The sequence below is a fragment of the uncultured Desulfosarcina sp. genome, assembly GCF_963664155.2.
GTDB lineage: Bacteria > Desulfobacterota > Desulfobacteria > Desulfobacterales > Desulfosarcinaceae > Desulfosarcina.
The window spans coordinates 201,775-222,488 of the sequence record NZ_CAXXXH010000002.1 but is presented as its reverse complement, the minus strand read 5'-3'; the positions used below and the strand labels follow the sequence as shown (position 1 = coordinate 222,488).

Here is a 20,714-nt window from a genome sequence, read left to right as displayed (position 1 = left end):
GCCGGTCATCGAAACAGATCTTTGCGACCGGTGATGGCGGTCAACAATGCCCCTGATTCTGGGATGGGAGGAGGGTTTTCACCACGTTAAGACGCCGGACGATCTCCTTTTCGATGGCCGACCAGAAACCGGGATCGTCGATCCAGCATTGGAAATCCTCGCTGTCGATGCTGTTCAACGTATTCCGGATGTCTTCGTCCTCGATCGCGTCCATGCGCTTGAACAGCTCGTCCATAAAACGATCCCATACTGCGGGATCGTTGAGCCGGTCGCTTTTGTAGGTATCGTCCAAACCGATGAGATCGGCCATTACATTGATCATGCAGTTCCGCGGGGTCATGCAGGAGGTGTCCTTCTGGGTTTTCCGGTTCCTGAGCGGTTGGGGCGGCCGCTGCGTTTGCGATACTGTCGTTTGGCCCCGTCGCCCTGGCGCGGTCGCTGCCGCCGCCTTCCCTGAACTGCTGCGCCGGAGCCGGGGGCGGGTTTGGCCCGGCGTCGACGCGGCGTCGGAGGCAGCTCCAGCCAGCCCTCTTCCGGTGGGATGCAATGCAGCGACCGGCCGATGAACTCCTCGATAGCCGGCAGGTAAAAAGAGTCCTCCTCACAGGCAAAACTGATCGAGGTACCGGCTGCTCCGGCCCGACCGGTACGGCCGATGCGGTGAACGTAGTCTTCGGCATCATGGGGCAGGGTGAAGTTGATGACGTAGTCCATGCCCTCGATATGGATGCCCCGGCCGGCTACATCCGTGGCCACCAGCACGCGGATCTTGCCGGCCTTGAACTGTTCCAGCGTGCGGATCCGCTTATTCTGAGGGACCTCGCCGGACAAAACGGCACAGTTGATTCGATAGCGGTCCAGCATTTCCGCCAGCCGCCGGGTTTCATCCCGTCGGTTGCAGAAGACCAGTACGCGGTCCAGATTCTGCCGGGTGATGATATTGTAGGTCAGGGCAAACTTTTCGTCGGTGGTAATAATGTAGACCAACTGCTCCACCGTGTCCACGGCCACCTGTTCCGGTTCGATCTCGACGGAAAGCGGATCCCGCGTCCAGCTGGCACTCAGCCGGGTGACATCCGGGGTGAGCGTGGCGCTGAAAAAAAGAGTCTGACGCTTGTCTTTATGCGGGGTGCTGTAGACAATCTGTCGGACATCGGGAATAAATCCCATGTCGAGCATGCGGTCTGCTTCGTCGAGAATCAGCATCTCCACCCGACTTAAGTCCAGATCCTTGCGGCGCTTGAAATCCAGCAGGCGACCCGGGGTGGCCACGATGATATCCACGGCCTTGCCATGCAGCTTTCTCCGCTGCTTTTCATAGTCCATTCCCCCGAAGACGCTGACGATGGAAAAGGGACAATAGGCGGACAGGAGATTGGCTTCGTCGGCGATCTGCAGCACCAGTTCGCGTGTCGGCGCGATGATCAGCACCCGGGGTGTACCGGCGGGCCGTTTGCCCTTTATGGGATTAACCCACATCCGTGTAAGCACGGTGATGAGAAAAGCGGCGGTCTTGCCGGTGCCGGTCTGGGCCCGGCCGAAGGCATCCCGGCCTTTCAGCGTAGAAGGCATGATCTCCGCCTGGATGGGGGTGCAGTATTGAAACCCGGTATCGGCAATGGCGTGCATGACCGGGTCGGGAAGACCCAGGTCGTGGAACCGGGTCATTCCCGCTTTTTCGGGAACCTGAAACAAACCCGGATGCCACTCGGCGGCCGGCTCGTTCGGCTTTTCCCGTGATGAAGCATCAATATCGGGTTTGCGCGTTGATTCCGTGCATTCCGGCTTTGGTAGGGAAAAACGCTTTTTATTCGGTCCGGGACTGAGTTCCGATGGTGCAGCGGGTGTCGGCGAGCTATTCTTTTCAGACGGTTGCGCAGTTTTGGGGCGATCGCTGTCGAATAGCCGGCCCCTTATGGCTTTAATCAGTTTTCCTATCAAAATTCGGCTAACCTAAAAATCCTTTCCATTCTCTAAACGGCAGGTTGGCCCGTTGGCGGGCGCCTTCGACCGTTCACCCAATAAAATCGGGCCCGAGATCAAGGCCCGCATTAATATACGAATATCGGCCGTTAATTGCAAGGGTTATTGGCCAGTCGATCTACAGCAACCGGCGACTGGTCAGGTAGCATTGGCGCCAGAAGTCGTCGTTTATCCGGGAAAGCATCACCCCGTAACGGGTGGAGGTGTGGACGAACTCACCCTGGCCCAGATAAATACCCACGTGGTGAAATTTGGTGGCAGGTTTAAAAAAGACAAGATCGCCGGCGGTCAGGTCGTGTCTTTCCACCCGCCGCCCCTTGTGCATGAGGGCCGTTGTGGTTCTGGGCAGCCGCATGTCAAACAGGTCTTCATACAAAACGACCACCAGCCCCGAGCAATCGATGCCCCGGCGGCTCAGGCCGCCCATCCGGTGGGGGGTTCCCAGCCAGGACTGGATCTCGGTCCGCAGCATCTGAGCCGTTCCTGAACCGCCAGACGTCGAAAGCACCGGTTCAGGGCCGGGGGCTGATGGGGTGGCGCATCCGGTAGTAATCAACGTCAGCAGAATCAGCAACAGGCCTCCCATTTTCCCGCGGGTCAGGAAGCGATGGAAGTAATTGCAGCGGGTGACGGCCTCAGGCATCCGCTCCCCTTTCAAACAGGTGGGCGATGGTAGTCAGGCTGAAATCCATCTCCATGGAGAGAAACTGGGATATGGAGTGCAGGGTGATGATGGCATTTTTATCCGCATCCCGGTTTCCCAGGCTGCGGATGCGCTCCAAAAGCCCCTCGTTGACCAACTGCACCCGGGCGTAGCTTTTTTCAAGTCTATCGAAATCAAAACTGTTTACCCGTCCCTTCTTATATTCGAAATATTGACTCAGCAGGAACAGCGAGGTGCTTCGGACCGTAGTCTCTTCAACGGAAGAAAAGGGCAGGTGAAAGCGGGCCATGGGTTTAAGGAAATTCATCACCGGGCAGTTGCTGGTGGCCATGACGATGCCGAACACCGAGGTCAGCCCCTCCATAGCCGAAGTTTTTTTGGAATAGGTTCGGTCGACGGTTTCACAGACGACCATGCAGTTTTTATGGGAAAGGATATCCTTAAACCGGTCCACCAACTCCGTGATATTCACGGCGATGGGGCAGTACAGGTTCGTTGTGGGTGACAGGGGGCAGCAACGGCACTGTTGGTAAGAGAGTTGGGTCCACGGCGGATAGGGCTCGGATGACGCCGGCATCATGGTCAGGGTCACCGGATCCAGGGTGATGTGAAAACGGGTGCTCTGCCCGTCCTCCAGTTCGATGGTATAGGTGAACCAGTATGCATTTTCATTCATGGGCGTCTCTCTATCAAGGGTGTTGAACACAGGCTATGGCTGCCGCCATTTATACCACTGGAATCGAAGCAAGATTTGCGCCAATGAACAGAAGCTCAACCATAGCGGATCCCCTCTACCGGATCGAGAGCCGATGCACTGGCCGCCGGGTATAAGGTGGCCAGAAAGCAGATCACCACCGTGGACAGGCCGATGGTCAGGACATCAAAAAATTGCAGACTGACCGGCAGCGTAGTGAGAAAGTAGACATCCCCGGGCAGTTTAATGAACGGGTACTTTTTTAAGATACTGCACAGGATAAATCCCAGCACACCGCCGATGGCCGTTCCCAGGCAACCGATCACCAACCCCTTGAACACAAAAATCCGCCGGATATGCCGGTTGGTGGCCCCGATCGTCTTTAAAATGGCGATATCCCTTGTCTTTTCCATCACCATCATGATCAGGGCACTGGCAATGTTGAACGCGGCCACGAGCACGATGAGCGTCAAAATAATGAACATCACGGTCTTTTGAAGCCGCAGCATGGAAAACAGGTTGCGGTTCATCTGCATCCAGTCCCGCGCCCAGAACGGAAAGCCGATACGGGCAACGATGGCCTCGGCGATCTGTTTGGCCTGGTAAATATCGGCAATCCGCACCTCGAGGCCGCTGGCCTGCCCCGGCATCTGGAGCATGCGCTGAGCGACATCCAGCCGGACAAAGGACATGGCGCCGTCATATTCGTTCATCCCTGTTTCAAAAATGCCGGCCACGGAAAAACGCTCCACCGTGGGCATCTGGTTGGCGGCCCCTCCTTTTCCCAGGGGAGATATGAGATAGACGGGATCGCCGACTGCGACTTTCAACCGCTCGGCGGTCACCCGCCCGATGACCAGGCCGGGTCCCTTTCCGGCAGGGGCGTCAGGGGCGGCATCAGAAAGCGCATCGGTAAGGGGAATGTCTTTTCCGACATAAATGGGCGGGCCCGGACGGGATGGATCGAGGGCTTTCAACACGGCGCCGGTCACACCATGGGGGCTTCGCAGCATCACCTGGGTATAGATAAATGGCGTCGCCGATAGAACCCCGTCGATGGATTCAATCTTCGCCACCGTCGATTCAATGTCTGCAACCGATTCCCCGTACCGCATCACCAGCACGTGAGATTCGATGCCCAGAATTCGGTTTTGCAGTTCCGATTCAAAACCGGTCATCACGGCGATGACGACGATCAGGGCCATTACCCCTACGGCGATGCCCGCGGTGGCCAGAAAAGTGATCAGTGATATGAAGGCCTGTTTTTGCGGGGCCCTGAGATAGCGGGTACCGACGAACCAAGTAAAGGACATAAAGGGTTTCCTGATAAGCACAAGAGACGGTTGACGCTGACGCTTTATAATTTTTTTATGGTTGGCCGGTAGATACCCGGCGTCGATCCGGCTATGGGAAAGGCCCCCACGCACTTTTCAAAAAAGGCCATCGGTCCGGCACCCCCGATGATGGCATAAGCATAGCCGGCATGGGCCATGGCATGCAAGGTAGCCAGCAGCACGGCGCGGCCGATGCCCTTCTGGCGCGAAGCGGGATCGATGCCGATGGGACCGAAAAAATTGCGGCAAGTGCTGTCGTGGCAGGCAAACCCCGCCAATTGCCCCCCGGAAACGGCAATCATGCAGGCAATCGGTTGCCGGGCAAAGGCCACATCGCACTCGGCGGCCCACCCCTCCCCAAACCGGTTTTGCACCCATCCGACCACCAGTTTTTTTTCACTGGCCATGGCCCGCTGCACAAAAATGTCCTTCTCGGCCATCGCCGCCAACTGCGGTCTCTGGTCGGGCAAATCATAAAGTTTTACTAGAAGATCGGTCATTGTTCGCTTTCACGGGGTTGCCCCCGACGTTGCAAAAAATTTCTTTTCCCACATTGTTTTTTGCATCACCGGAGTTGCCTCAGCTATTGGGTGTGATGTGGCCATGGTCATCATTGTCGAGAACCCGGTTCATACTGCCGGGCACATATCCTTCCAGATCCACGGTGATATGCAGAAACCCGATCTTTCGAAATTGTTCGATAATCCGGCCTCTTAAGGGATCAGCCACCAGCGCCGGCAGCCGATCCAAGGGCACTTCGATCCGGGCGACAGCCCCATGGTGGCGGACACGGCAACCGACAAGCCCTATACCGGCGAGCACCTGTTCAGCATACCTGACCATTTCGATTTTGCCGGCATCGAGGGGGGTGCCATAGGGAAACCGGGTGGCAAGGCATGCCATGGCCGGCTTGTCCCAGACGAACAGTCCCCGGTCCTTGGCCATTCGCCGGATATCATCCTTGGTTAACCCCGCATCCATCAACGGAGCTGCCACGCCGAGTTCACGGGCAGCTCTCATCCCGGGACGATAGTCGCCGCGGTCATCGGCATTGGCCCCGTGGGCCAGGTGTTTAAACCCTTTTTCCCTGATCAGCGTCAGCAAATGCCCGAAAACATTTTTTTTGCAGATGTAGCACCGCTCAGGGGTATTGGCAAGAAAATCAGCCCGTCCCATTTCTCCGGAATCGACAATAAAATGGGGCACACCCAGGCCGGCGGCAATCGTTGCCGCATCATCAACATCCTGGTCCGGATGGATGGGCGATCTCGCCGTGACAGCGATGACCCATCTGCCGAGCACAGCATGGGCTTCGGCCAGCAGCAGGGCGCTGTCCACCCCGCCGGAAAGCGCCACGGCCAGGCGGTCGAAGGTTTGAAGATGCCTCCTCAACCGGTTTTTCTTTTCCTGAAGCAATGCCGCCATAATCACTTTTTCCCCGGCATTGACGGGTGGTTTTCGATCCGCCAGGTTCCTAAAAAATTATTTACAATCATTATGCAATCCATTATAAGCGTTGGTTGTCACACCGTTTTACTATAGGCCAATCCAAATACAAATTCAAAGGGGTTTTTCATGGGGAAAAAGAGTCTTATCAAATCCACTTCCAAGAAGACGCGTGCGCCGAAAAAAGCCGCACCTGCGGCGAACCCGACAAAAAAAACGCCTGCCCAGAAAGCTTCACCAGCTAAGCCGAAACCGGCAGCCAAGTCAAAACCGGCACCCAGACCGGCCAAAAAGGCAGCGCCAAAATCCAAGCCTGTTTCGGTGAAGGACCTTCTGAAGAAGAAATTTGATAGAGTCGCCCCGAAAGTTCTTTACACCGTGCCAAAGAAAATGGTCCCCACACCTACATTCACTGCACCAGAATTTCTATCCGGTTTTGAAGCCAAAGATGCCAAACGCATTAAAGGGCTTCTCGCCAACACTTACAGTGAGAAGGATTTAATAGACGCTACGCAAAAGGCCGCCGCCGAAAAGGCCGCCGCCGAAAAGGCCGCCGCTGAAAAGGCCGCTGCCGAAAAGGCCGCCGCTGAAAAGGCCGCTGCCGAGAAGGCCGCTGCTGAAAAGGCCGCTGCCGAGAAGGCCGCTGCCGAGAAGGCCGCTGCTGAAAAGGCCGCCGCTGAAAAGGCCGCTGCCGAGAAGGCCGCTGCCGAGAAGGCCGCTGCTGAAAAGGCCGCCGCTGAAAAGGCCGCTGCTGAAAAGGCCGCTGCTGAAAAGGCGGAAGCAATCAAGAAAGCCGCCACCCGGAAATCGGACGTATCGGTTTCTTACGAACCGCCGCCTGCCCAGGCGACAGCCAAAAAGCCATCCGACCCTGTTGACAACACCATGAAGATCTTCGCTGCCGGTTTGGCATTCCTCATTCTGCTGGTGATCGGCGCCAGTGCCTCCAACGCCTTCAAGTATTATCTGGCAGAAAATCAGGGCGCACTGGAAATCTGGAAAGGTAAATTCGCCCCCATGGGAAAAAAGCTGCTCATCACCCTGCCCGGCGTCTCTGCCCCTGAAAACATTCAATTGGTTTACCGCTCCAGCGAGGTCTACCCGCTGGTATTCCAGTATTACATTGACAAGGCAGACGCACTTTTGGACGTGCCCGGGATACCGGATTTCGAAGGAATCAAGGCCACATTGAAAACGGCCCTCGAATACGGTTCCTCCAGCGCCCTTCGCAAAGTGGCCTACCAGCGCCTCGACAACATTGACCGGTTGATTCTCACCTACAAAGCAGATGTAGCCGCCAGCAGAGGAACCATCGACGATCTGAAGGCAGCCATCGGATTTCTCAGATCAGCTGGAAAATTGACCACGGACAAGGCTCAGGAGGAACTGGTCGCCCAGAAAATCGCCGCCCATGAAGCAACGATTAAAGCCCTGGAAGAGCAGGCTGCCGCTGAACTGGCGGCAACCGAGGCTGAGTCGGAATCGGTTGCGGCCGAACAGGCGGAAGATACGCCTGAGGCAACCGAGAAATCCGAAACGCCCCCTGAACCCGGCGCTGAACAGCACTGATCGATTTTCCAATTTGTCATCCATAGGGGGACCGCCCGACAAGTGCCGGCGGTTCCCCTTATTTTTTTAGACTGTCAGCCAGGTTTCAATCCTTTCCTGTTTTAATAACTGGCTTGACCGTAAGATTTTAATTTACAGCCTGAACGGTCAATTGAAAAGCGTTCAGGCCCCGGGCGCAGCACCCGTCCCGGCGTAACCGTCATTTCATTGTTGACGCCCACCGTCCTGCCTGAAGGGGTGTCACCCGAAAGGAGCCAACGATGAATAAAAAAATCGCTATTGCAGGTGGTTGCCTACTCACCTGTCTCTTGATCCCCTTTTCATCCGGATATGCCGATTTTGGAAGTATTTTTAAAAAGGTGCAGGAAGTCATCGGCGGGAGTTCGGGTGTATCTCAAAATGAAATCGTCGACGGCTTGAAGGAGGCACTGCAAATCGGCACCGGCAACACGGTTCAGGCGCTTTCACAATTGAATGGCTACTATGGTAATCCGCAGCTGAAAATCCCCCTGCCTCAATCCTTCCAAAAATTCGATAAAATTTTACGCGCCACCGGGTTTGAGTCAGAGCTGGATGCGTTTGAACTGAGTATGAATCGTGCGGCGGAAAAAGCAGCGCCGGAGGCAAAGGCATTGTTCGTTGATGCCATCAAGTCGATGACCTTTGCGGACGCGGACAAAATTCTCAAGGGTGCGGACAACGAGGCGACCGTTTACTTTAAGAACAAAACATCGGAAAAATTACAGGCCCTGTTTAAACCGATCATCGGCCAATCCATGAACAGTGTCGGGGTCACCCGTTACTACCAATCCTTAACCGAAAAAATTCAAACGCTTCCTTTTGTCAGTGACTACGCGGTCGACCTTGACGCTTATGTCACCGAAAAATCGATCGACGGACTGTTTTTCCGGCTGGCTGAGGAGGAAGCCAAAATCAGAAACGATCCCGCGGCCCGCGTCACCGAGTTGCTGAAAAAAGTCTTTCGGTAGCCTCTGCAACGGCTTTTCCTTCTTTCATTCATTTTCCATCCGATGTGAAAAAGCTTGCCCATTTTCGCCATCTGGAAAGAATCAGTCTTTACGCATCTCATCGGTTTTTTAGCCCTGCGCCATGCCATCGGATAGGGGCCGGTCAGCGTCACAGGGCCAACGGGTAACCTTTCGCCCGGAGGTGTTCGACAATCCGGAACAACTGCGAAAGGGTCGTGGGGTCGGCATCCGGGCCGGGATGCCTGACTTTGGCGGTCGAAAAAACGCCTAACCGTTTTAAAACCTGCTTGCGAAGCGACACGCCGATGCCGGGTTGAAATTCCCACCGGTTCAGCGGCAGGAAATCGTAAAAGAGGTCGGCGGCCGGTTTCCATTGCCGATTCTGGGCCATTTCGAACAATTGAACCAGCAGTTCGGCATAGACAAATCCGGTCATTACCCCTACGGCCCCCAGTTCCAACTCCTCAAGGGCATACATGCCGCCCAGAGCGCCGAAAACCTTCAACCCGGCTCCGGCTGTTTTGCTCAGGGCCTGCATTTTCGTCCCGGTGGGAGGATCTTCAAGCTTGATATAACCGATGTTGGGAGAACTCTCGAAAATACGGCTGATAAGTCCCACGGACATCGTAATGCCGGTCACGGCAGGATAGTCGTGAATGATGCAGGGGATCTGCGCGGCATCGGAGACCTGTTGGTAGTATTCGATCAGCGGTGCATCTTTTTGAACGGTGTGGGGGCCGAGCAGGATCGCATCCGCCCCCAGATCCCGCGCATTGTGCACCATTTCCATCGCCGGATCCGTAGCCGGCGCCCGCACCCCGACAACCAGCCCCATCCCCTTTGGAAGCAGCGCACGGTATTTGGCAATCACTTCTGTGCGTTCCTGGCCGGTCAGCTTGTGACCTTCACCCAGGGCACCCAGGATGGCCAGACCATGCACTTTTTTTTGAGCCATAAATTCGACCAGCCGTTCGATACTGGAGTAGTCGATCTCCCCTTGATCCAGAAACGGTGTCGGAACGATGGGATATATACCTTTAAGATGCATCCCCTTCCCCCCTTGACGATGAAAAGAATTCTGGCCCGGCGGACTATGCATTATTTTGCCCATGTTCAGCGGCTTTGATACTTGTCATCCTCCATTTATTTGGTGTCCATCCAGAAACGAGGATTTTGGGTCGAGATCAAGGCATGCGAAAAATTTTACCGCAGGCATATAGCTGATATTCCGAAGACAATTTATGTGCCCTGAATCGCTATAAAGCCCCGTCCAGCAAGCGTTTGCATGCAAAAGTGGTTACCTATTATTTGACCCCATTTTCTCATTTTACCACCCATTTTACCACCTTTCAAAATGCCGGGGTTGGTAAAGGGATCTGATCCGGGGGCGGTAAAAATAATTTCATATACCACACCCATGGACCCCCTGCACCCCCTTTTCAGGGATTGAGGGGCCGGTTTCTGTTTTGGCTGCCTGAAAGCGGGAAACGATCTATTCGACCACCCATCGATCTTGTCTGAGGGTATCCTTCTTAATAGTTTTCCCCTGATACCGATAGCGGTCTTTTCTGAGAACGTCTTGACGGATGCTCCCGGCAGGCTCCCCCGATGGGGTGAACGTGTCATAGCGTTTGAAGCTGGTGGGCAGGATGCTGGGCTTGATATATCCGTTGGGCTCCCCTTGAGGATTGGTGATTAGAATCCGTCTGCTGTCCATCATGTCCCGTTTCAGTGTCCCGGTATGGTTCCCCTTTGAATCGGTGATCTGATAGTGGTCAGACCGTAATGGGTCCGGCTTGATGATGGCAGGTTCCCCTGCCATGACTGGAATAGTCCATAGAATCATCAAAGCTGCAAGCAATCCAATAGGAAAGGGTTCCATGAGTAAGGTATTGGTGGCGTGCACAAATGCGCCAAAGCATTGATTGATACCGTCGACGAGATCGGTCAGATCACACGGGTGATCAACGATGTGAATAATATTGTGGCGACCATCGCCTCCGCCACGGAGGAACAATTGGCCGCCACCAAGGAGATTGCCGGCAATATCGGCCAGGCCTCTTCCGGAATCCAGGAGGTCAACGAGAACTTGTCCCAAAGTTCAGCAGTTTCAGCCGGAATCGCCAAAGATATTCTGGATGTCAACCAGGAATCGGCTGAAATGTCCAATAGCAGTTCTCAGATCAATATGAGCGCCAAGGATTTAAGTATCCTCGCCGACGAACTGAACAGCATGGTGGCCCGGTTCAAGATATAGGTCTGGGGGGGCAGATAGCGTCAGCAATCGCTCAGTTTATCCTCACGCTGCAAACGCCGGAGCGATTCAGGGCCATGGAGGAAAGGATGAAACCGTATCACTTTTACTGTTAATCCTTGAAAACAAGGGCTCTGGATCGCATCGGCTTTCCCTTGGGGTAAAAAGAATGAGGGGGACGGACGGGAATCCGCTTACCCCATTTTTTAATCGGATGCAGCCTTCAGAAGATTATGTCGTCTTCAAAGGCTGTTCTCGCGATTTTGAAAAGTAGACAGGCAGTCACCACCGCGTCACCACCTCAACACCTGAAAAGTAATCCTTGGTATAAAGAAAGGTTGCCGCTGTATCTGATCCGCATCAATCTGGATGACTTTGCCATGTTTTTGCGGTATTCTATTGGAAATGGCGGCCCCCCTCCCTGTCATATTCCGGGCTTCACGACCAATAAACCACCGCCTCAATGAATTCGAAAAATATTATCAGTTCTCCGGAAATGAAAAAAGACGCGACCATCATACTGATATTACTGCACCCACGGTAATCATCCACAGTGTTGAAGATGACTATATTCCCTTCTCCCAAGCAGCCAGGCTTTTTGATTCAGCCCTTGGACCTAAATTTATGCTTAAGACCGACGGTTCCCATCTGGACCTGTTCGACAGCCAGACCACCGCATTGTCCAGGCTCATGGGATATCTTTCCGTTTAACGAGAATTCATCTCAAAACCGGCTCTAAGTACCCCTATTCATACCGCCAAATTTTTTGGGTAATTTTTGACATATAATTATACGATAATAGCAAACAATATTATGTACTTTTTTAAACAACAAGGTGCTCTCGATAAGGCTCGGAAATTAATAACATACCGGCAATCGGGATGATTTTAACCATTCGCGGTTCTGGCCTGGGGTTTGCTTTATCAGAAAACGATCATTGAAACCGACGGGAATCCGAGTAGAAAGGTACATTGCCATGTCTATTATGCAGCCACAAGGTGTACAAGGCAGCTGCTGAAGACAGCAACGTGTTCTGGAGAACGTATGCAAGATCATTTCAATAAAGACCAACATGCGCCCCGCCGGCGGTGCACCCGGGCCAATGAATACTTGCAGAAGGCGCTTGCGGAGCGAGAACGGCTTCTTGAGCGTCGACCGCACTTACAGATTTACCAGGCGGAGATCGACAGGATACTGGACAAATCCGGCAACCGCCAGGGACGCATGGCCGTCCTCGGAACGCTGATGCAGGGGAAGCTCCTCGACATGCAAAGAGAACTCTGCAAGCTGACTGAAACCCTCCAGGAAACCCTCAGCGCCCAGTAGTTCACTCCGGGAAAAACGCAACAGCGGCATCGATCCGAAGCAGTTGTCCGGACTTTTTCGTTTCACCCCGCGTATGGCGCAGCAACCCGAACCCACGCCATTTTTATCCCACAGCCCTTGTTAAAGCAGCCCACCGTAGTTCCCTCCATCAACCAATATATTCTGGCCCGTAATGTACCGCGCCTGGACGCTGGCCAGAAAGGCAGCGGCAGCCCCGAAATCAGACGGGTCGCCGATGGTGTGGCTGGGGTTGGCCGCCATCATCTCCTGGATGATATCCTCAGGCGATTTACTCTCCTGGCCGGCTCGGAATTTCGCCAGCTGTTCAATTCGCGATGTTTTATGGGTGCCCGGAAGCAATGCATTGACGGTTATACCATCGGGTGCCAGTTCCGTTGCAATTGTTTTCAAAAAACCCGTCAGCCCGGCCCGCGCCATATTGGACAACAACAGCGTGCCGATGGGCTGTTTGACCGAAATGGAGGTGATGGCGATGATCCGGCCCCAGCCGTTGCTTTTCATGGCCGGCGTAATACCACGAATCAGGTGCACGGCACTCATCAGGGTCAGGTTGAGGGCCTTTTCGTATTCCTCAAGAGCGGTACTGGCGTAAGTTCCCGGCGGCGGCCCACCGGCGTTGGTCACCAGTATCTCCGGTTCTCCCAGCGATTGACGAACGTCCTCAAGCAGGCGGTTGATATCATCAGCCTTGCTCATATCGGCAGCCACCCCCAACACTTCCGTTCCGGTTTTAGTTGAAATCTCTTTGGCTGCCTGTTTGACAGAAACACCGTCACGAGAGCAGATCGCTACCCGACATCCCTCAGCGGCCAGCTGTTCCGCACACCCTCGTCCCAATCCCCGGCTCGCGGCAGTTACCAGGGCAATTTTCCCATTAATTCCAAAATTCATTTTCCACCTCCTTTGTCATCGAAGGTAAACATGATTGGGCGGGTGTCCACTCTCGCCAATTTCATGCCGGGAATCGAAGGATCGGACCTGTTCCCGACTTCATTGCGATCCTTCGTTTCAACCGGAGCGGACTCCCTCCGCCGGAAGATCCATCGATAAACAATTAATTTATTGACATATTTTTTCAGTGTAATTATTATTTTAAAAGTTTTCTCTTTCCCGTTACTAAATCAGGCTGAAGTTGAACGGTTTCTATAAAGCCGATCTGCCCAGATCGATGCTATCAGGGGGATCGGGACCAAACACGGAAAGCCCCACGGTTATATCGGTGGGTGGCGCAGGTCCTTTATGGGCAATCGATGGGTCCAGAGCCAGTCAACAATCGAACAGTTTTGGTCAGATCCTTCATTTAAGGAGATTTGAACGTATGAACAAGCTCGAATTAGTCCAGGCACTGAAAGATTCCAACGGCCTTTCCAAACCAGAGGCTGAAAAGGTCGTCAACATTTTTTTCAACGAAATGGCCAATGCACTGGCTAAGGGGGACAGAGTCGAAATCAGGGGATTGTGCTCCTTTTTTGTCAAAGAATATAAATCTTACACGGGCAGGAACCCCAAAACCGGTGCAAAGGTTAAGATTGCTCCCAAAAAGCTGCCTTTTTTTAAAGCGGGCAAGGAGTTGAAGGAAAGAGTGGATCGTTGACACCGGACAAGAATTGGGTCGTTTATCTGGTTCGTTGCTCCGACAGGTCCCTGTATTGCGGAATCACCAACAATTTGAAAAAGCGGTTGGACGCCCATAATCTTGGAAAAGGAGCTAAATACACGAGGTCCCGAACACCTGTCGAGCTTTTGGGGACCCGTTTAGCAATGACCAAAAGCGATGCCCTCAAACTCGAACATCGCATTAAAAAGACACCGGCTGACAGGAAGCTCACTGAACTCGCAAAGGGGAAGGCATCTCCAAAAATGAAAAATATCCAGGTTGTGCAAGACATTCAAAATGAACTTCAATCGGTCGTCAAAAGCATTCAGCAGATTACCGACAGCCTTGCAAACATCGTAACCGCAATTGGAAAATTCGACCAACCGGATTCATCGAAAGCACGTAAAGTCAAAAGAGCCCCGACCAGAAAAAAGGTGGTCGTTCGGGATGGCGCGGTTGAAAAAATCAAAAGGATTCCCGCCAGCCAGATTGTCTATGACATCATCCAGAAATCCGCCAAGGGAATCGATACCGCTGAATTGATGAAAGCCACGAAATTCGATCAACGCAAAATTCACAACATCACCTTCAGGCTGAAAAAGCGGGGTCTCATCACCACCGGAGAACGCGGGGTATACAAGAAGGGGTAATCACAAAACGAGCACGCATTTAGGCAGTCATGGGATTTTCGATAACTGAGAGCGTCTCCGCTATCATTCAGATTCGCAGCACACCAAAGGGTGTTTCCTTGAATTCTCGATTTAAGGATGCGGATAGCGCTATTCCCAAAACTTTTCGGGTATGGGCGGGATCAATAATACCGTCATCCCACAGTTCCGACGTGGAGTGGTAGGCACCACTTTTTTCCATGTAATCCTGTTTAATTCCCTCATATATCAGCTGCACCTCTTCATCGGACAATTTTTTCCCCTGACGTTCCAACGATCGGATACGTAATTGGGAAAGGGTTTTGGCCGCCTGTTCCATGCCCATGACGGAAATTTGGGAATTCGGCCATGAAAACAGAAACCGTGCATCGAAAGCACGTCCGCACATGGCATAGTTGCCGGCACCGAAACTGCCGTTTGTCATCACGGTAAGCTTTGGCACATCCAGATTGGATTGCACCATCAACATCTTGGCGCCATTTTTCGTAATGCCCCCATGTTCATATTCCTTCCCCACCATGAATCCGGTAATATTTTGTAGAAAGATAATCGGAACCCGGTCCCGATTGCATATCTGCATGAACTGCGTGCATTTATTGGCACTGTCGGAAAACAGGACCCCGTTGTTGCCGATCATCCCCACTTTCCACCCGTAAAGATAGGCAAAGCCGCAAACGGCCGTGGCACCGTATTGGGGCTTGAATTCATGGAAACGGCTGCCATCCACGATGCGTGCGATCACTTCAACCATGTTAAACTGTTTTTTGATATCATCGGGGATAATGCCGTATAGCTCCTCCGGATCATAATAGGGCTCCTCGGACTCACGACGATCAACCGCGGCCTTGGCCGGCCGGGGGAAGGTCCCAACGATTTCACGTACCAGTTCAATGCCTTCCTGCTCGTTGTCAACGGCGTAATCGGCGGTGCCGCTGACGGTGCTGTGCACATCCGCACCGCCCAGTTCATCGGCGGACACATCTTCTCCGGTAGCGGCTTTTACTAAAGGCGGCCCGCCCAAAAACACGCCGCCGGCGCCACGCACCATGATGGAATAATCGCACAGGGTGGGCACATAGGCGCCACCGGCTGTGCTGTGACCAAGCACCAGGGCGACCTGCCTGACCCCCTGTGCACTCAGCACGCACTGATTGCGAAAGAGGCGCCCGGCCATATGCCGGTCCGCAAACAGGTCGGACTGAAAGGGTAAAAATGCGCCGGCCGCATCGACGAGGTGAACCATGGGCAGATGATTCTCGACGGCGATATCGGTCGTACGGACCATTTTCTTCACGGTGAGCGGGAACCAGGCCCCTCCTTTGATAGAACTGTCGCTGGCCATCACCAGCACTTCCCGTCCGTTTACGATGCCGATTCCGGAGACGAGCCCGGCACCGGGGACATTACCGTCGTAGGCCTTGTTGGCCGCCAGGGGTGAAAGCTCCAGAAACGGGGTGCCTTTATCCAAAAGCAGATCGATGCGTTCATGCACCAGCAATTTGTTTTGCTTTCTCAGGCGTTCCACATCCCGCTCAGGGCGCTGGTGACGGGCCTTGTGCTGACATTCGTGCAGTCTGGCCCGAAGGAGGCGATTTTGCCGTTCGTAGGACCGGTACGTTGATGACAGGGGATCGATGGCGGATTGAATACGGCGCATTGACGCTATTCCTCCGGCGGGCTTAAGGTTACCAGGGTAGCACCCTTTTCAAAAGGCTGACCCGGTGCGAAGTGAATCCTGCCCACTTTACCATTTCTTGGAGCCTGGATGGCTGTCAGGATTTTCATGCTCTCGATGGTCATCATGGACTGCCCCTTGAGGATCTGCTCCCCTTCGCCCACATGAATGTCAACGACCACACCGGGCATGGGGGCTCTCGCCGTGTTACTGCCGCCTTTTAGTGACTGACCGGCCTGCTCGACCGGATTTACAATTTTCAATTCAACCGTTTGCCCGAATGCCCGGATATAGGCCATTTCCCCTTTAAATTGAATATTTACCCGGGTGCGTTGTTCACCAAGCTGGATAATATGATCGCCTGAATCCGTGACAGCCAAAACGGCGGGCTGGGGGTCGGCATCATTGATCTGAACCAGATGCCTGGAGGAACGTCCGTAAACGGTGACGTCATCGGCTTCATCTATCAGTTCGATGATGCGGTGCATGTCAATTCCTCCAATTCCCAATGCTGGCATAGGGTTCCATCACATCGAATTCAGGGTTCATAAACTCGCGACTGCCAAGGGCGGTTGCAGCCAACAGAAGGTTGCGTTGCTCCTTTGTCAATGCCGGGGGGTTCAGATCGTCTCTGTGTTGGGTGATGAAGCCGGTATGAATCTGACCGGCGGCAAAAGCGGGATGGGCGATGATTCTGGCAAGGAAATCAACATTGGTGGTAATGCCCAGGATCAGGGTGTCGGCGATTGCCTTGCAGGCCCGGTCGATGGCTTCATTTCGTGTTCTGTCATGAACGATCAATTTGGCCAGCATGGGATCGAAAGCCGACGTTACCTTCATTCCCTGGATAAATCCATCATCCACCCTTACCTTGCTTCCGACCGGCAGGGAATAGGACAGCAACTGCCCGGTAGTGGGCAAAAAATCATTTTGCGGGTCTTCGGCATAAATTCGCAATTCAATGGCATGTCCGCTCGTCTGGATTTGATCCTGATTGAACGGCAACGGTTCGCCTTGGGCCATGCGGATCTGCATCTCCACCAGATCCATACCCGTCACCATTTCGGTCACCGGGTGTTCCACCTGGATCCGGGTGTTCATTTCCAGAAAGAAGAAGTCGCCGTCCGGCGCCAGAAGAAATTCAACCGTGCCCGCATTGCGATAACCCGCCCGGATAGCGATTTCGACGGCCGTGGCGCAGATGCGCTCACGCAAATCGGGTTCCAGCAGCGGTGCAGGGCTTTCTTCGATAATCTTTTGAAATCGTCGTTGCACGGAACACTCCCGCTCACCCAGGTGAACGACCTTGCCGAACGCATCGGCCAGCACCTGCACCTCGATATGGCGCGGTTTTTCCTCATAACGTTCCGCATATACCGAATCATCACCGAAGGCGCGCCGGGCCGCCGTCTTTGCCATCTGAATGGCCGATCCGAGATCGCCGGGATCCCGCACAATCTGCATCCCCTTCCCCCCGCCTCCGGCAGCCGCTTTGATCAACAGCGGAAAGCCGATTTTTCTGACCTGTTCGGCAAAATCTTCGCCAGGGCTCACCCCGGCCACCGAGGGCGCCAGCGGAAAACCGTTGTCAACACAAAAAGATCGCGCCTTGACCTTGTTTCCCATCAGTTGGAGGTTTTCCGGAGAAGGGCCGATAAATTTAATCCCTTCGTGCGCCAGCCGTTTGGCGAATTGGGCATTTTCCGCCAGGAAACCATAGCCGGGATGAACGGCATCGGCACTGGTCGCTTTGCAGGCGGCGATAATCTGATCCATGTCCAGATAAGCGGCTACAGGCGTGGAGCCGTCTATTTCCACAATCTCGGAGGCCGCCGCAACGGCAGGCGACCCCGCATCCAGCGCGTGGTAGACCATCACCGAAGCGATGCCCATGCGATCCAGGGTTCGCAGGATCCTGCAGGCGATCTCTCCACGATTGGCAATCATCACTTTCTTGATCATATTCATGAAAAATCCATTGGGTGAAACAAACGCAGGCAATGATTGGCTTTATACTTCCACAACCTTGTCCATTGGGCCAAAATGCTTTGCCGGCAGGTTGTCAACACGGTACCCGTTCTCCCGGAGCAGGTGGATCCTGCGGAATGCCGGCAAACGCCTGAGCCAACGCAAGCCATTGTTTGACATGGTCCCCCTCGCATTGAAGACGGGTATCCGCCAGGTTGCGCCTTTGGGTCACCACCAGACAGAATTCTTCCGCACTGCCGCGAACCTTCTCCGATGCATGCGATTCACCCCACACCCAGAGTTCTCCTGAAGGCCCGGTCAGTTCTACGCGGGGCTTGATCGAAGGAGGAGACAGCTTCCTGATTTTAAAACTCCAGGAAAACGTGGTAACGCCGATATGGGCGACATGGCGCAGCCTGTCGGTATTTTTCCTTATCAGCCGGAGGGTGTCGCAGATATCCTGGGTATGCGCCCAGGTTTCCATGAGCCGGGCGGTGGCAAAAGACCGGGCGCTCATATCCGGTCCATACCAGATGATTCGGTCTTTGGCGTTCATCCGTCGCAGCCGGTCCAGCAAATCCGATCGCGTCTTTCGCCAGAGGGATATCAGCCCCTTTGGATGCTCGGCTCCCAACAAGGGGTTGGTCTTGGGCGGCCAATCCCCATCGGATAACAGAATTTGCATCACCTGGTGGGCACTCTGCTTAAAACGGCCGGGACTTTCAATGGCGAGCAGCGCCTCACGGTCGAAAAAGGCAATATGGGCGACCTGGTCAAAAATGGTCCAATGGTAAAATGGGGTCTGAAGATACCATTTTTCCTTATTCAAATCCGAGACGGCATCATCGAGTTCCTGGTACTGGGCTTTCAGGTCGGTACAGATCTTTTCCATCGGAACCCACTACATCGCTTTGAGTTTGTTTTTGAGGATTTTTCCGGTCTTGGTCATGGGCATCTCTTCGAGAAATTGTATGGCCCGGGGATAGGCATGTGCCTCGAGCTTTCCCTTAACATGGTTGCGGATGCTTTCCTCCAGCGCCTCGTCAGGAGTGAATCCCGCCTTGGGAACAATGAAGGCCTTAACGATCTGTCCTCTAACCGGGTCCGGCACGCCCAACACACAGACCAGGGCCACGGCCTCATGTTTCATTAGACACTCCTCGATCTCTCCCGGACCGATTCTATAGCCACCGCTTTCAATGAGATCGTCGGCTCTGCCGGTAAACCAGAAGTAACCGTTCTCATCTTTGCGGCCGAGGTCTCCGGTTTTCATCCACTGGCCTGAAAATTTTTCTGCCGTGCCTTCCGGATTGTTCCAATAATTAAGAAACATAACCGGGTCTGGTCGTTTTACACAGATTTCTCCCACTTCATTGGTGGCGGAGATCTCACCCGCAGGATTGAGGATTTCCACATGATGGCCGGGAACCGCTTTTCCGATTGCTCCATGAACAATCGGCATCACCCGGCAACAAAACCCGATCACCAGATCGCACTCGGTCTGGCCATATTGCTCGTTGAGTTCCACGCCCAACTCTTCCCTGCTCCACTGGTATAGCTCTTCTCCCAGGGTTTCACCACCGGCGGTGATCGATCGCAGGCCGACCTGGTATCGATCCTTGACATTCTTGACACTGTTCATCATGATTCTCAGGACCGTGGGTACGACCATGAGATTGCGTACCGCATATTTTTCCATCATGGCGAAGGCTTTTTCAGGATCGAACTTGGGAGGCCTGAAGGCCAGCACAGGTACACCGTGGTGCAAGGTGGGGAACAGGGCATCGTAGGATCCGCCGATATACGCCCAATCCAGCGGCGTATACATCAGGTCTCCAGGTTGGGGAAAAAGGTTGTGGTAAAATTCAAACCCCGGCATGATCCCAAGAAGCAGCCGATGGGCATGCAGCGTCCCTTTTGGTTGTCCAGTGGTGCCTGAGGTGTATATGATCAAGGCCGGATCATCGGGCCGGGTAACCACCGGATCGAAATCGTCCTTACCATGCGACAGGCCTTTCCAGAAGTTCATTGTGCCGTCGCCCGTGTCATCGCCTACAACCATAATCAGCTTCAGATCGGGCAGCCGATCTCGAATCTCCATTATTTTTGATAGATTCTCGCTGTTCGTAATCACCACCCTGGCGGCGCTGTCCTGAAGCCGGTACTCGATGGCCATGGGTCCAAACAGCGTCAACAAGGGCAAGGCGATACAGCCCAGCTTGTACACGGCGATATGAGAAATCAGCGTTTCCGGACATTGGGGGAGCAAAATCCCCACACGGTCACCTGCTTCGGTCCCATTGGTCCTCAAGGCGTTCGCCAGCTTGTTTGACAGGGCCTTGAGGTCCTGAAAAGAAAACCGTTGCTCTTTATCATCCGGGCCGACGTATATCAGGGCCAATCGTTTGCTGCCGTTGGCCCATTTATCGCAAACGTCCACACCGATATTGTAGGTTTCAGGTAGATTCCACCTGAAATTCTGGCAGACCTCTTCGTATGTTTGGCCTTTGAGCATCGATATCACCT

Annotated in this window: 23 protein-coding genes and 1 pseudogene; 7 read left to right on the top strand and 17 right to left on the bottom strand. The window is 53.9% G+C overall.

Annotation, left to right across the window (positions count from 1 at the left end):
• Nucleotides 1-40 precede the first annotated feature (40 nt).
• The 8 genes from ACHZBS_RS25255 to ACHZBS_RS25220 form a co-directional block, all read right to left on the bottom strand.
• Nucleotides 41-340: a hypothetical protein gene (locus ACHZBS_RS25255; RefSeq protein WP_319409312.1), complete on the bottom strand. Its 300-nt coding sequence runs from the start codon at nt 338-340 to the stop codon at nt 41-43.
• The gene (locus tag ACHZBS_RS25250; protein ID WP_319409311.1) at nt 337-1,695 is read right to left on the bottom strand and encodes a DEAD/DEAH box helicase; all 1,359 of its coding nucleotides are present in this window, start codon (nt 1,693-1,695) and stop codon (nt 337-339) included. Before ACHZBS_RS25250 ends, ACHZBS_RS25255 begins: the two co-directional genes overlap by 4 nt.
• Before the next feature lie 406 nt (nt 1,696-2,101).
• A complete protein-coding gene (locus ACHZBS_RS25245) occupies nt 2,102-2,626 on the bottom strand; it encodes an NlpC/P60 family protein (RefSeq protein ID WP_319409310.1) in 525 nt (174 codons plus the stop codon).
• Nucleotides 2,619-3,323: a DUF6901 family protein gene (locus ACHZBS_RS25240; RefSeq protein ID WP_319409309.1), complete on the bottom strand. Its 705-nt coding sequence runs from the start codon at nt 3,321-3,323 to the stop codon at nt 2,619-2,621. The genes ACHZBS_RS25245 and ACHZBS_RS25240 overlap by 8 nt, the downstream gene beginning before the upstream one ends.
• Before the next feature lie 95 nt (nt 3,324-3,418).
• Nucleotides 3,419-4,654 (bottom strand): lipoprotein-releasing ABC transporter permease subunit, encoded by a 1,236-nt coding sequence (locus ACHZBS_RS25235; RefSeq protein WP_319409308.1) that lies wholly within the window; start codon nt 4,652-4,654, stop codon nt 3,419-3,421.
• Between the two features lie 44 nt (nt 4,655-4,698).
• Entirely contained in the window at nt 4,699-5,175 is a 477-nt protein-coding gene (locus ACHZBS_RS25230; RefSeq protein WP_319409307.1) for a GNAT family N-acetyltransferase, read from the bottom strand.
• A gap of 79 nt (nt 5,176-5,254) precedes the next feature.
• Nucleotides 5,255-6,100, bottom strand: a complete 846-nt coding sequence (larE, locus tag ACHZBS_RS25225) for an ATP-dependent sacrificial sulfur transferase LarE (RefSeq protein WP_319409306.1) — start codon at nt 6,098-6,100, stop codon at nt 5,255-5,257.
• Between the two features lie 98 nt (nt 6,101-6,198).
• On the bottom strand, nt 6,199-6,432 hold the full coding sequence (locus ACHZBS_RS25220; protein WP_319409305.1) for a hypothetical protein: 234 nt from the start codon (nt 6,430-6,432) through the stop codon (nt 6,199-6,201).
• 67 nt (nt 6,433-6,499) lie between these two features.
• Here ACHZBS_RS25220 and ACHZBS_RS25215 point away from each other — a divergent pair, with 67 nt between their 5' ends.
• Together ACHZBS_RS25215 and ACHZBS_RS25210 are read left to right on the top strand one after the other, a co-directional pair.
• Nucleotides 6,500-7,690 (top strand): histone H1-like repetitive region-containing protein, encoded by a 1,191-nt coding sequence (locus ACHZBS_RS25215; protein ID WP_319409304.1) that lies wholly within the window; start codon nt 6,500-6,502, stop codon nt 7,688-7,690.
• 260 nt (nt 7,691-7,950) lie between these two features.
• The gene (locus ACHZBS_RS25210) at nt 7,951-8,679 is read left to right on the top strand and encodes a DUF4197 domain-containing protein (protein WP_319409303.1); all 729 of its coding nucleotides are present in this window, start codon (nt 7,951-7,953) and stop codon (nt 8,677-8,679) included.
• A 148-nt stretch (nt 8,680-8,827) separates the two neighbouring features.
• Here the strand turns inward: ACHZBS_RS25210 and ACHZBS_RS25205 are convergent, their stop codons facing one another.
• The 3 genes from ACHZBS_RS25205 to ACHZBS_RS25195 form a co-directional block, all read right to left on the bottom strand.
• Nucleotides 8,828-9,727 carry a dihydrodipicolinate synthase family protein gene (locus ACHZBS_RS25205; RefSeq protein WP_319409302.1) on the bottom strand — a complete coding sequence of 300 codons (900 nt, stop codon included), beginning with the start codon at nt 9,725-9,727 and terminating at the stop codon, nt 8,828-8,830.
• Nucleotides 9,728-9,918: 191 nt separating this feature from the next.
• Entirely contained in the window at nt 9,919-10,098 is a 180-nt protein-coding gene (locus ACHZBS_RS25200; protein ID WP_319409301.1) for a hypothetical protein, read from the bottom strand.
• A 73-nt stretch (nt 10,099-10,171) separates the two neighbouring features.
• Nucleotides 10,172-10,501, bottom strand: coding sequence for a hypothetical protein (locus tag ACHZBS_RS25195; RefSeq protein ID WP_319409300.1), 330 nt, complete (start codon nt 10,499-10,501; stop codon nt 10,172-10,174).
• A gap of 78 nt (nt 10,502-10,579) precedes the next feature.
• Here ACHZBS_RS25195 and ACHZBS_RS25190 point away from each other — a divergent pair, with 78 nt between their 5' ends.
• On the top strand, nt 10,580-10,936 hold the full coding sequence (locus ACHZBS_RS25190) for a hypothetical protein (protein ID WP_319409299.1): 357 nt from the start codon (nt 10,580-10,582) through the stop codon (nt 10,934-10,936).
• Between the two features lie 1,041 nt (nt 10,937-11,977).
• Nucleotides 11,978-12,259 (top strand): hypothetical protein, encoded by a 282-nt coding sequence (locus tag ACHZBS_RS25185; protein WP_319409297.1) that lies wholly within the window; start codon nt 11,978-11,980, stop codon nt 12,257-12,259.
• A gap of 120 nt (nt 12,260-12,379) precedes the next feature.
• On the opposite strand, the gene ACHZBS_RS25180 is transcribed toward ACHZBS_RS25185, so the two are convergent.
• Complete coding sequence (locus ACHZBS_RS25180; RefSeq protein ID WP_319409296.1) at nt 12,380-13,171, bottom strand: SDR family oxidoreductase; 792 nt, start codon at nt 13,169-13,171, stop codon at nt 12,380-12,382.
• A 427-nt stretch (nt 13,172-13,598) separates the two neighbouring features.
• Here ACHZBS_RS25180 and ACHZBS_RS25175 point away from each other — a divergent pair, with 427 nt between their 5' ends.
• From ACHZBS_RS25175 to ACHZBS_RS25165, 3 genes and pseudogenes are all read left to right on the top strand, one after another.
• Complete coding sequence (locus ACHZBS_RS25175; RefSeq protein ID WP_319410197.1) at nt 13,599-13,874, top strand: HU family DNA-binding protein; 276 nt, start codon at nt 13,599-13,601, stop codon at nt 13,872-13,874.
• A pseudogene (locus ACHZBS_RS25170) lies at nt 13,871-14,083 on the top strand (GIY-YIG nuclease family protein); the annotation flags it as partial. The gene ACHZBS_RS25175 and the pseudogene ACHZBS_RS25170, both read left to right, overlap by 4 nt.
• Nucleotides 14,084-14,140: 57 nt before the next feature.
• Entirely contained in the window at nt 14,141-14,527 is a 387-nt protein-coding gene (locus tag ACHZBS_RS25165) for a hypothetical protein (RefSeq protein WP_319410207.1), read from the top strand.
• A gap of 67 nt (nt 14,528-14,594) precedes the next feature.
• Here ACHZBS_RS25165 and ACHZBS_RS25160 read toward each other — a convergent pair whose 3' ends face one another.
• The 5 genes from ACHZBS_RS25160 to ACHZBS_RS25140 all read right to left on the bottom strand — a co-directional run bounded on the left by ACHZBS_RS25160 (nt 14,595) and on the right by ACHZBS_RS25140 (nt 20,703).
• Nucleotides 14,595-16,202, bottom strand: a complete 1,608-nt coding sequence (locus ACHZBS_RS25160; protein WP_319409295.1) for a carboxyl transferase domain-containing protein — start codon at nt 16,200-16,202, stop codon at nt 14,595-14,597.
• 5 nt (nt 16,203-16,207) lie between these two features.
• Complete coding sequence (locus ACHZBS_RS25155; RefSeq protein WP_319409294.1) at nt 16,208-16,708, bottom strand: biotin/lipoyl-containing protein; 501 nt, start codon at nt 16,706-16,708, stop codon at nt 16,208-16,210.
• A 1-nt stretch (nt 16,709) separates the two neighbouring features.
• Nucleotides 16,710-18,188, bottom strand: a complete 1,479-nt coding sequence (locus ACHZBS_RS25150) for a biotin carboxylase N-terminal domain-containing protein (RefSeq protein ID WP_319409293.1) — start codon at nt 18,186-18,188, stop codon at nt 16,710-16,712.
• A 94-nt stretch (nt 18,189-18,282) separates the two neighbouring features.
• The gene (locus ACHZBS_RS25145; protein WP_319409292.1) at nt 18,283-19,080 is read right to left on the bottom strand and encodes a TIGR03084 family metal-binding protein; all 798 of its coding nucleotides are present in this window, start codon (nt 19,078-19,080) and stop codon (nt 18,283-18,285) included.
• Between the two features lie 9 nt (nt 19,081-19,089).
• Complete coding sequence (locus ACHZBS_RS25140; RefSeq protein ID WP_319409291.1) at nt 19,090-20,703, bottom strand: AMP-binding protein; 1,614 nt, start codon at nt 20,701-20,703, stop codon at nt 19,090-19,092.
• Nucleotides 20,704-20,714: the final 11 nt, after the last annotated feature.